At 36.6% G+C, this 12,407-nt stretch carries 10 protein-coding genes; 4 read left to right on the forward strand and 6 right to left on the reverse strand.

The window, feature by feature from the left end:
* The first annotated feature begins 22 nt into the window (after positions 1–22).
* Positions 23–3,196 (forward strand): TolB family protein, encoded by a 3,174-nt coding sequence (locus tag ACZZZK_RS01245; protein WP_463482473.1) that lies wholly within the window; start codon positions 23–25, stop codon positions 3,194–3,196.
* Between the two features lie 31 nt (positions 3,197–3,227).
* Positions 3,228–4,097 (forward strand): subclass B3 metallo-beta-lactamase, encoded by an 870-nt coding sequence (gene bla / locus ACZZZK_RS01250; protein WP_463482474.1) that lies wholly within the window; start codon positions 3,228–3,230, stop codon positions 4,095–4,097.
* Between the two features lie 54 nt (positions 4,098–4,151).
* Here the strand turns inward: bla and ACZZZK_RS01255 are convergent, their stop codons facing one another.
* The gene (locus ACZZZK_RS01255) at positions 4,152–4,502 is read right to left on the reverse strand and encodes a GIY-YIG nuclease family protein (protein WP_056849298.1); all 351 of its coding nucleotides are present in this window, start codon (positions 4,500–4,502) and stop codon (positions 4,152–4,154) included.
* Positions 4,503–4,635: 133 nt separating this feature from the next.
* On the opposite strand from ACZZZK_RS01255, the gene ACZZZK_RS01260 reads away from it, so the two are divergent.
* A complete protein-coding gene (locus ACZZZK_RS01260) occupies positions 4,636–5,412 on the forward strand; it encodes a LexA family transcriptional regulator (RefSeq protein WP_056849035.1) in 777 nt (258 codons plus the stop codon).
* A gap of 79 nt (positions 5,413–5,491) precedes the next feature.
* Positions 5,492–5,941, forward strand: a complete 450-nt coding sequence (locus tag ACZZZK_RS01265; protein ID WP_463482475.1) for a hypothetical protein — start codon at positions 5,492–5,494, stop codon at positions 5,939–5,941.
* A gap of 83 nt (positions 5,942–6,024) precedes the next feature.
* On the opposite strand, the gene ACZZZK_RS01270 is transcribed toward ACZZZK_RS01265, so the two are convergent.
* From ACZZZK_RS01270 to ACZZZK_RS01290, 5 genes are all read right to left on the reverse strand, one after another.
* A complete protein-coding gene (locus ACZZZK_RS01270; protein WP_463482476.1) occupies positions 6,025–6,717 on the reverse strand; it encodes a GDSL-type esterase/lipase family protein in 693 nt (230 codons plus the stop codon).
* Between the two features lie 26 nt (positions 6,718–6,743).
* Positions 6,744–7,649 carry a glycerophosphodiester phosphodiesterase family protein gene (locus ACZZZK_RS01275; RefSeq protein ID WP_463482477.1) on the reverse strand — a complete coding sequence of 302 codons (906 nt, stop codon included), beginning with the start codon at positions 7,647–7,649 and terminating at the stop codon, positions 6,744–6,746.
* A 41-nt stretch (positions 7,650–7,690) separates the two neighbouring features.
* On the reverse strand, positions 7,691–9,103 hold the full coding sequence (locus tag ACZZZK_RS01280) for a calcineurin-like phosphoesterase C-terminal domain-containing protein (protein WP_463482478.1): 1,413 nt from the start codon (positions 9,101–9,103) through the stop codon (positions 7,691–7,693).
* Between the two features lie 142 nt (positions 9,104–9,245).
* Positions 9,246–10,811 carry a DUF5689 domain-containing protein gene (locus ACZZZK_RS01285; RefSeq protein ID WP_463482479.1) on the reverse strand — a complete coding sequence of 522 codons (1,566 nt, stop codon included), beginning with the start codon at positions 10,809–10,811 and terminating at the stop codon, positions 9,246–9,248.
* Between the two features lie 24 nt (positions 10,812–10,835).
* On the reverse strand, positions 10,836–12,407 hold the full coding sequence (locus ACZZZK_RS01290; RefSeq protein ID WP_463482480.1) for a SusD/RagB family nutrient-binding outer membrane lipoprotein: 1,572 nt from the start codon (positions 12,405–12,407) through the stop codon (positions 10,836–10,838).

A 12,407-nucleotide genomic window follows, 5' to 3' on the forward strand; every position in this document is an offset into this window, starting at 1 on the left:
GAATAATCAAAAACACACATTTATGAAAATAAGCGCTACTTATTTCAAGCAATACATCCCTTTATTGCTTTTGATTATGATTTCGTTTTCTTCCAAAGCCCAATACTTTGGCCAAAATAAGGTTAGATACAAAAAGCTTGATTTTAAAGTTTTGCAGACGCCACATTTTGAGATTTATTACTATCTGAAAAATGAAAACATGCTGAAACGTTTTTCTCAGGATGCAGAAACCTGGTATAAAATGCATCAGGAAGTTTTTAGAGATACATTTTTAACTAAAAATCCTATTATTCTATATAACAATCACCCTGATTTTCAGCAAACTACGGCATTGCAGGGAGAAATAGGGATTGGAACTGGTGGTGTTACTGAAGCGCTAAAAAACAGGGTAATTATGCCTGTAATGGAATTAAACAGTCAAACACGACATGTTTTAGGGCATGAGTTGGTTCATGCTTTCCAATACCATGTTTTATTGGAGAAAGATTCCATTAGTTTAGAAAACGTAGGTAAAACGCCACTTTGGATGGTTGAAGGAATGGCCGAATATCTATCCATTGGTAAAAAGGATGCCTTTACTTCAATGTGGATGCGTGATGCGATGTTGAATAGAGATATTCCATCGTTGAAGGACCTTACCAATTCGAATAAATATTTCCCGTATCGTTATGGTCAGGCATTTTGGACCTACATCGGTTCGCAGTATGGCGATACCACAATAGTTCCGCTATTTAAAAATACAGCTAAATACGGTTACGAAAATGCGATAAGATATACATTTGGTTATGATGATAAAACGTTATCTGGTTTATGGAAAAACTCGATTGATGCGCACTACAAACCGATGTTAAAAGCAGACAGCTCGCAGATTAAAATAACAGGGACTAAAATTATCGATAATAAAAATGCAGGGAACATGAACGTTGCTCCGGCAATCAGTCCTGATGGTAAGTATGTGGCATTCATGTCTGAGAAGGATTTATTTGGCATTGATTTATTTCTGGCCGATGCCAAAACAGGAAGGATTATTCGAAAGCTTACCAGTCAAATATCCAATGGTCACATCGACGATTTTAACTTTATAGAATCTGCAGGGGCTTGGTCGCCAGATAGTAAACAGTTCGCATTCAGTATTTTTAGCCATGGCAAAAACCAGATGATGATTATCAATGTGGCGAACGGATTAACAGTTTCGCAGACAGCAATGAGTCAGGTGCAACAGTTCGGCAATTTAACCTGGTCGCCAAATGGAAAAGATATTGCATTTTCTGGGATGGTTGAAGGGCAAAGTGACATTTTTTCATACAATTTAGATACGAAAGAAATTACACAAATTACCAACGATGTTTATTCAGATTATGCGCCTAGCTATTCTCCAGATGGAAAAAAAATAGTTTTCTCATCAGATAGAGCTGCTATTCAGAATAAAAACATCAACGCGGTATTGCCAATCAATCTGGCCATTTACGACATTTCAGCCAAGGAAGTTAAGAACCTCGATGTGTTTCCAGGCGCAAATAATTTAAATGCGCAATTTTCTTCTGATAGTAAAAACGTATACTTTTTATCCAATAGAGATGGATTTCGGAATTTGTATAAATACAATTTCGATGGCAACACGGTTGATCAATTAACTGATTACTTTACAGGCATAAGCGGAATCACAGAATTTTCTCCGGCCATTTCAGTTTCTGGTACCGATGATATCGTGTATAGCTATTACCGCTACCAACGCTACACCCTTTACAATGCAAAATTAAGCAGCTTTAAAGCGAAGAGAATTGGCAACCAAGAAGAGAATTTTGATGCCGCCATTCTTCCACCGATGGAAAATTATGGGGTAAACATCATCAATTCGAATTTGAACAACTTTGATCGCTTCGAAAAAATTGTTGCCGACTCAATGAAAACCGTTGCTTACCGACCAAAATTTAAGTTGGATTATTTGGCCAATAGTGGCGTTGGAGTTTCAACTAGTCGATTTGGAACCGGAGTTTCTGGCGGAATTGTGGGCATGTTCAGTGACATCTTAGGAACCAACCAAATTATCGCCAACATTTCCGTTAACGGAGAGATTTACGATGCTGGTGGTTTGGTAGGTTACATCAATCAGAAAAGCCGAATAAATTGGGGAGCGGCAATTTCGCATATCCCTTATGTATCGGGTTTTAGTTCTTACGGGTACGAAAAACTACCTGCTGATAATAATACCACTGTAGATGCTTTAAATGAAAGAACGGATATCATCAGAACTTTTGAAGATCAGGTACAGCTTTTTGGCGCCTACCCTTTTAGCAAGATACACCGGTTTGAAGTTGGTGGAGCATTCTCAAGATATAGCTACAGAATTGACCGTTACAGCAATTACTACAATACTGCAGGTTATTACATAGGTTCGGATAGAAAACGCCTCGATAACGAGCAAGCTACATTAGATTACGGCGTTCCGTTTAATTCATTTACACTTTATCAGTTAAACGCTGGCTTTGTTGGCGATAATTCTATTTTCGGTTTAACCGGACCATTAGATGGTTTTAGATATCGCGTAAGTGGTGAAAAATATTTCGGTACTTACAATTTTGCCGGCGCAACTGCCGACTTAAGAAAATATTGGAGATTGAAACCCATTACAATTGCGGCGAGGTCTTACAATACTTTTAGAATTGGGAAAGATGCCGATCGATTATATCCAATGTATGTTGGTTATCCTTATTTAATTAGAGGTTACGAATCCAACTCGATTTACAAAACCACTTCAGCACAATCTTCAGAGTCTTTTGACATTAACCAATTAACAGGAAGCAAGATTGCCGTTTTCAACTTTGAATTAAGGTTACCTTTTACCGGGCCTAAAAAATTAGCGGCGATACCATCTGGATTATTGTTTAGTGATTTAAACTTGTTCTTTGATGCCGGGTTAGCGTGGACAAATGATACAAAAGTTAAATTCAAAAGTGAGCCGACTTACACATCTGAAGTGGTAAGAGACACAAACGGAAACCCTGTATTGGATAGTAAAGGAAATCAGGTTACTTACCAAGCAACAAATGAGCGTGTACCCGCAATGAGCGTTGGTATTTCGCTAAGGGTAAATGTATTTGGATACTTTGTTTTGGAGCCTTACTATGCAATTCCCTTCCAACGGAAGGATGTTAAGGGAGGCGTATTTGGATTAACCTTCGCTCCTGGATGGTAAATTACTTTGCTTAATATTAAAAGAGTTTGAAATGATTTCTGCTGTTAAGTATATCGTATTAATCGCTGCATTATTTTTCAGCGGATCAATCTTTGGACAAAAAGTAAACGAGCCGAAAAATAATCCTAAAGAGTGGTCTGAAAAAACAGAACCGTTTAGAATTGCGGGAAATCTATATTATGTAGGTACTTACGATCTTGCCTCCTATTTAATTGTGACCAACAAGGGTAACATTTTAATCAACACGGGTTTGGCCAATTCGCTTCCGATAATTAAGGAAAATATCAAAAAACTAGGGTTTGATTATAAAGCAACGAAAATCTTATTACTCACTCAAGCACATTTTGACCATCTGGGTGCAATGGCTGACATCAAAGGTGAAACAGGCGCTAAGCTTTATGTTGATGAAAAAGATGCTGCTGCCATTATTTCGGGAGGCAAATCAGATTACGAAATGGGTAAATATGGGGTAACTTTTAAACCCATCAAACCGGATCATCTTCTCAAGAATAATGAAAAATTAACTTTAGGCAATACTACCTTGACTATGCTGCATCATCCTGGGCATACAAAGGGTTCATGTAGTTTCATTTTCAACACAAATGATGATAAAAAAACTTACAGGGTATTAATAGCAAATCTTCCATCCATCATCATTGATAGAAAATTTTCTGAAGTAAAAGATTATCTGGGCATTCAAAACGATTATGCCAAAACTTTTGAAGCAATGAAAAACATCGATTTCGATTTATGGGTAGCCTCCCATGCCAGTCAGTTCAATCTTCATGAAAAACATAAACCTGGAGCTGCTTATAATCCAAATGCATTTGCTGATAAAGCAACCTATTTTAAAAACATCAAAGATTTGGAAAATATTTTTCTCAAAAAGATCAAACAGTAATCATCTAAAAAAATCTTAATTTTGGACATTAAACTAGTCTAAACTTGATAATTGTTAAGATAAACTAGTAAATGCTAGTTTAACCTGGTTAGTCATATTTCTGTGCAACAAAATATTTTCGAAATCTAAACCAATTGTTAAATCAATCCAATCCGGATTACAAGATCTCACCAATCTTTCTTTTTGCATGCGGGTAAAACGGCTGATCACCTTAAAACGAGCTAATGCCTGTGGCTCAGTTTTAAACTCTTCAAAATAAACTAAACGCGTTAACTGTTTTCCATTATCGAAAAATAAGTTCGGCATCTGCTTGTAAAAATCCAATGTCTTAATCAAATCAGAACTCATGCCTACGTGCATGCTTGTACGGTTTCTGTCGGTAACGATGTAAACAAACTTTTTCATTATAATAGATTTAAACATTAAAACTAAACTATTTAGTATACCTTCTTGCAATTCAAAATAATATTACTAACTTTATGAGCATAAAATTACTAACTATTTTAGTAATTCCAAATTTATTTTAAAATTTATTTTTATGTCGAATATTTCAAATAATTTAAAGTACCTCAGGAAGAAAAAAGGCCATACACAGCAAAATTTCGCAGATGTTATGGAGATTAAGCGTTCGCTTATCGGTGCATACGAGGAAGACCGAGCGGAACCAAAATACGATTTACTAAAAAAAATAGCAGAGTATTTCGATCTTACTATCGATGAATTTATCAATGAAAAGATAAGTGACAGCTGGAAACCAAAACCGAAAAGCTCTGGATCAAACTTGAGAGTGCTGAGTATTTCTGTCGATCAAAACGACAGAGAGAATATAGAACTGGTTCCTGTGAAAGCAAGCGCAGGCTACCTAAATGGATTTTCAGATCCTCAATATATTAGCGATCTTCCAAAATTTCAACTGCCGCTCCCAGCATTAAGGCAAGGTACCTTTCGTGCTTTTGAAATTATGGGCGATAGTATGTTGCCTGTTCAACCTGGTAGTGTAATCATTGGTGAGTATTTGGATAATTGGAACGAAGTTAAAACTGGAGAAACGTACATAGTGATCAGTAAGAACGAAGGCGTAGTTTACAAAAGAGCTGGTAACCGATTCAAAGAAAACAAAGATTTAAAGTTGATTTCAGATAATAAAGTATACGACCCTTATACCATTGCGGCTGATGATATTTTGGAAATTTGGAAAGCAAAAGCCTATATTTCGACTTCATTGCCTGAACCAACTCCAGATCCAACAATGGAAACCTTAACCCAAATGATGTCGCAAATGCAAAAATCCATTTCCCAGCTTAATAAAAATTAACACTTTTTAACTTATCGCGATTAAACCGTTTGCCTTATTTCATATCTATTAGAAAACAAACACATAAAAAAACATAGACATGAAAAAAGCAATTTTAACAATAGCAATCGCAGTAATGGGTTTCACTGCTGCATTTGCTCAAGACAGTACAAAAAGAGCCAGAAGACAAATGCCGAAAATGACCGCAGAGCAGCGGGCTGAAAAGGCAACAGCTAGGTTAGAAAAAGAATTAAGCTTAACTGCTGATCAGAAAACTAAAATTTATGCCGTTGAGCTAGAGAATGCTAAAAAGGTAGAGACATGGAGATCTGCTGATCAAGGTGATATGAAAGGCAAGATGAAAGAACGCAAGGAAGCGATGCAAGCTCAGAAAGCCAAAATAGATGGCATTTTAACAGCAGAACAAAAAACCAAAATGGAAGCCATGAGATCGGAAGCGAGAGAGAAAGGTGACAGAATGAGAAAAGGAATGGGCAAAGGCAAAAGAGATAAAGCGCCAGTGGTTTCAAATCCTCCTACACAAGGTTAAGAATTAAGAAAATATTCGATAAATAGGAAAAGCGTCCAATTAATTTGGACGCTTTTTTCGTTTCCGTGAAGATCGAAATCTCATTAATTGAGGTAGCCTGTATTTTTCAAAAAGTCTGCCCATACCTTATAACCTTCTGGTATCAAATGAAGTCCATCTTTAGTCAGTTCGGCACGTAAATGTTTATCTTGATCCGTAAAATTTGAATACAAATCAATAATCGTTACATTTTTAGCGCTAAGCTTTTTAATTTCCTCATTTAACCAGAGAATGTGGTCATCTTTACCATAATGATTTTTGAATTTGGCAAAAGAGCTATTTACAGGTAGCAGTGTATTAAAATAAATTTGAGTTCTTTTCGATCCTTGTCTAATTCGCGAAATCATTGTTTTATAATTTCTTAAAATCACGCTATCTGGGATATTTCTCGAAATATCATTTATTCCAATAAGAATAAAGATTTTTGCTGGTTTACCATCTATAACATCTTGCAGCCGCTCTAACACACCGAAGGTGATGTCACCTGATATACCTCTGTTTTTTGCTTGAGGCAGATCTAACAGTTTTGCCCAATCGGTTCCAGCTGTGATGCTATTGCCCAAAAACACAAAATCTTTCTTTGATTTGCTATCTGCTTTAAACCGGTTTACAATTTCTACATATTTGCCCGGCCGATAAGTACTGTCCCATTTAACGCTTTGGGCATTGGCAACATTAAACACTTGTAGAGCGATTATAATGATGATAACTAATAATGTAAGATAGTTTTTTCTCATAGTGAATGATTTTTAAAGGCTTGAGGCTACAACTTTGTCTGCACTAAAATATCTGGATAATCAGAAATAATTCCATCAACTTTAAGAGCTTTCAACTTTTTAATATCTTCTGCTGTATTGGCTGTCCATGGCACAATTTTAACGCCATCAGCATGTGCCTTCGCAACCATTTCTTCGTTAACCATTTGCCATACCGGACTCAAGATAAACGGTTTATAACCTAAATCAGCTATATTTTCTTCGTAACTTTTTTTATTGGCTACCAGAAATGAAGTCTTCACCTTCGGATATTTTTTATTAATGATCTGAATCGTTCTTTTGTCGAAAGATTGAATCACCACATAAGGCATGATTTTCTTTTTCTCAATAACATCCATTAATAGTTTAACAAAAACCTCAGGCTCTGGATTGGTCACTCGATCTCCTTTTTCACTACATTTTGTTTCGATATTGTAGAAAAATTGCTTGCTTTTGTTTTTCTTGATTTCGGCTTGAACAGAATCGATCAAACTATTTAATAATGGAATATATTGCTTTGATTTTTGCTGCTTTGGAAACTGATCAAAATATTTGGTTCCAAGATCGAATTTTCGTAGCTCATCATAATTCATTCCGAAAACAGGATATTTTTTCGCATCTGTAACAGGAATCTCGTTCCCTTCAGGCGTAAGCATAAACGCCGGACTTAAATAATCGTCATGCGTGACCACTACTTTGCCATCTTTAGTAATGTGGGTATCCATCTCCAAAGTGGTTATTCCATCAATTTTCATGGTTTGCAACATGGCTGTAATGGTATTTTCAGGGTAAAGGCCGCGACCTCCCCGGTGGGCTTCTGCGCTAAATGCCGGAAATTTAGCTTGCTGAGAAAATCCAACTGACGCAAATAAGGTTGCGCCGCAAAAAACTGATACTGCTACTTTAAACTTCATATTAATTATTTTGAATGCTATAATTTATCTGCCTTCTACGTTTAAGCTTTGAATTCAGCTTCGAATTTTTCGCCGAAGCGATCTGTTGCTATAACCTTTACTGCTTTTACAGCTGGTGGAAAATGAGCAAGAAATAGATGTTCGGTAGAATGAGGTTCGGGAAAAGTTCTGCCTGCAGGTAGCGTTGCACCTTTGTATAAAGTTACCGTTTGTGGATCATAACCTTTTTGGTTCTCCATCTCTCCCATTGCTTTCCCATCCAGAAAATACTCTACCTTCCATTTCGGATCCCAATTCCATACATTGGCAATCAATCTTTTTTGATTGGTCAATTCATCCACATAAATATGTACTTGCTCCTTTTTATCTAAACCTGTTGATTTATAATACCACTTTAAATTTTTTCCATCTACTTCGTAAACGCCGTAACCTCTTGGTGTTCCATCTTCACAAACTGGCCCAGTCCACCATGCACCACAAACTGCACCATGATTGTGTTCGAAAATTCCATTGGTAATAACATTACGCATGTAATGGGTATGGCCAGACATGATGTGAACATTGGTAAAACCATTTAAAACCGCATATAAATCTGTATTGTTTTTCACCGAATTATGCACTGGAATATGCAAATTGATGATAACCAACGCATCTTTATCTACAAACTTTAAATCTTTCGCCAACCAATCTAGTTGAGCTTGAGAAATATAGCCGTCATATTTGCGTTCTTCTCCTAAATAACGTACATCATCCATTACTACATAGTGTGCTTTACCGCGATTGAAAGAATAATAAGTTGGTCCGTAATGCTCTTGAAATGTCTTATCCGAAGTTTCATCGCCACCCATTCTGTAATCCATATCATGGTTACCTAAACATTGAAAAAATGGAATACCCATTTCTTTCACTGCTTGATTATAATCGACAAATAATTCGTGGTTATCCCAAACAATATCCCCAACCGTTATTCCATGTACCGGAATGTTTCCCATCGATTGAATTACCTTTTTAGTATCAGGAACCGATGTTGTCATCATTTTCTCGACATCTTTTTTATTCTTCACCTGCGGATCGGCCCAAATAATAAAATTATGGCGATTATCATCTTGTTTCATCGCCTTCAATTCGAAATTTAAATCTGTTTTGGCATCAAGCTGCTCATAATACTTTGCCAAATGGCTTTCTGTGGTAAATTCATAACCTGATGGTGTGCTAATCCAAATAAACTTGGCTAAAGGATTTACTTCGATAGTATACTTGCCATTTTTGTCGGTTTGGATTACATTAAAACCATCTGATACCACCACGTTTGCAATACCTTTTCCTTTAGCTGTTACCCTGCCGCTAATTTTATTATCAATATCTAAAAGAGAAAAAGCGGAGTATGATTTTAAGCTTACAAATAAGGTTGTGGTAAGTAATCCAGTTTTTTGGATAAACGATCTTCTGTTCATTTAGGATGAATATGTATTGGTGATTTGATAATTTATGGGAGATATTTAGAATTTGAAGTTGCTTTGTTTTAAAATGTTAGGAGAAAATTTCTTTGAGTTTTCTCCTAACATTTCAATTTTCATTTTAGGTTATATAAATCAGCTACCTAATCTCAGTGGCATTTGCGCCTTCTATTTCAGCTATAGTAGAAGTTTTGCTTAAAATAATTGTGGTTTGTGTACGTGCCTTTACCCACTTATTCAATTTTGTATCATAAGCACCACCCAACACGTAGAAGTAACCTGCATCTGCAGGTAATGCATAAGTTAAAGATTGAGTATTTGTTCCTGCTCTGTAATACGGTTGAGGCACTAAGGTTTGTGGGTTGATGATATCGTAAATATCTGTGTTTCCAATTCTATAACCAGCACCATAATTTGGCGCTGCGCCAATTTGATACAAACTTCCACCACTATGAACCCATAACACATCAATAGGTGCGGTGGCTTGGGTAACTTCAATTCCTCTAAACAATGCCATACCAAATGCGTTTCCACTGTTTGCAAATAGTCCAGTGGTTGCATTACCTGTTACAGTGCTCGATGAATTGAATCTATCGCTTACCTTATTATAATCTAAAGCTCTTATCCATTTCGAAGATGCAATAGAAGTTGAATTCGCACCATTTATAAGTTTATTAATACCGCCCACATAAAAGAATTCTCCTTTAACAACTGTTCCAGATGTAAGATTAATTTTGTAAGTTCTTTGTTGCCCAGTTGCCCAACCTTGCGCCGGCACACCAGTAGGAACAGATGCACCAGCATTATTACTTACAACTAACGAGAAAGGTGTAACTGCAAAATTAATATCTTTAGTTGCCCGAAGTTGGACATATTCATTATTACCATCGCCTCCGTTAACATCGCTGATAAAACCACTAATGATACATTCAGGAGCATCGACAGTTGAACTTAAAGGACTTATGTCATTAGGATTGATTAAACGATGTTGTGGAACGATCTTATCATTAACCATTTTATTAATGATAATACCCCTATAATTGCCAGAATAAGGCGGTTTTACATTCGCAAATGTTGCGCTTGGATCGGTTGCGAGTGTCAAATCTGCGGTACCATCATTAATTGTTTTCTCACCTGACAGCGTTTCAGAACTCGACAAAGTAGGGTTAAACGTACATTTGTAGATGGTAAGTAAAGTACAGTCATACCGATCAGGATAGGTGGTAATTAAATTTCCGAATCCACGCGTATTAAACAATGTTTTTCCTGAAGCGATTTTAGTTACATCTGCACCCGATTTTCCGGTAATTTGCAATGAGCCATTTACACGCTTTAAAACACCGCCATCAATTTTAACGTGAACTGAATCTCCTGGAACATATTTAGCCGCATCGGCACCAATATTAATGGCTATTCCTCTTAAAGAATCTGCTCCTCCAACAATTCTGGTATTTTGAATAATTAGCAAACCTGCAGGTAAATTTCTAGTAGAATGATCGGAGATTACCTGACCCTTAACCATACTCGCTCCACGCATATTTTCAAGGTTTAAGCTTACCTCAGCGTTAGTATATATCTTCCGCAAATCGAAGTTCGGAATAAAAGAACTTGGAGTAGAAATTACATAATCGGAATCTCTTTTGCAACTTATTATAAAGGCCATGCAAACTAATGCATACAGCGCATTTTTTAATATCTTTTTCATAATTTTCAAATGAATTTTTTATGATTATGGCTTTTGCCACCACATTAGCGTATTAATATCATCAGGTCCCTGTATGGCTATCGCATTACTGTAGCTTGTTGGGTTTGTAGATTGGGTAACCAACGGATAATTTAACCTGGCTGGCATTTTTTGGTTATTTACTAAACCTGGTCCCTTAGGTAGAATTGGATGGCCAGTTCTTCTAAACTCAAACCATTGTTGCATATCTACCAAAAACAAAGCATAATATTTTTGAATGTGGATCATTTCCAGCTGGCTCGTATTGCCTAGAGTTGTATTATCTAGAGGCAATGTTGGGTCCCATTCCAAATCGGCAGCGGTGATATAATCGATAAATCTACTATCAGTTGGGGTACTGATGTAGTTTGGCAGCCAATAGTTAATGGCATCAACCATTCCTTTATAGTAATATTTTTCAGTAGGCCCGCTAATCCACCCTTTTGCAGCTGCTTCTGCTAAAATGAAATCAACTTCCGCCGTGTTCATGATAATTCCTGTAAAACGATCGGTTTGTAATGTTGGTTTATTCGAATCTGCATCTGAATTAAAATGTGATAAAACAGTAACACCAGAACCAGGTGCGTAACCACTTGGAACACCTACAAAACCTCCATTTGGAGCTTGATCTATGCAAAAGCGATTAACATTTCCTGTTCCCAGACTTCCATTCATTCTTGGATCACCCCAACTAACTAATTTACTTAAGAAGAAATCACAGATAGGAATACCTCTAAAGTCGGCGGCACGTATATTTACCATGAATGGCGATGAATAAACTGCGGTGCTGCTATTGGTTCCATTCCATAGTATTTTAGCGGTATGCGTATTGTCTTGCATAATCGGGTATTCTGCCGGATTCGTATCTACTATCTGTTTAATCTTAGCAATTACACTTGTTGAAACCTCACTTTTAGCCGATACTCTTAATAAAAGCCGGAGGTATAAAGAATTGCAGAACCTCCTCCATTTAGAAACATCTCCCTGAAAAACAGGATCACTGGTAGCAACAATAGGAGTTCCTTCTTTTAAAAGTTGATTTGCCTGCTCCAATTGAGCAAACATCGCAGTATAAATATCTTTTTGCCTATCAAATGCAGGTTGTACATTACCTTCTTTCCCCATATTCGCCTGGCTGAAAGGAATATTGCCATAAGTATCGGTTAGTAATTGATATACCCAAGTTTGTGCGACCAATGATATGCCTTGATATGACTTATTAAGTGATTCTGGTTTGCTCGCTATATTGTAAATATCTTTTAAATCAGTAAGATATAGGTACCAATTGTTCCAGGTATAATCTGCAAGCGTTCTGCGTACATCATACCTAAAAACCCTACCTTCAGAATCATTAATCTCAACGGTAACTTGCATTAACTGGTTGTTGAAATTCCAGTTTCTAACCATATTAGTATTTAATACACCTACCAGCGCTGGCGCAAGTAATTGGTTTGCGCTTGTTGTACTTTTGCCAATAGGATCGGTATTTACCTCCGTAAAATCTTTTGTACAAGATGATATCGCCAAACCGATAATGGCCAAAAATGTATATGTTATTTTAAGTTTATAATTTTTCAT

The organism is Pedobacter sp. AC163, assembly GCF_979258665.1.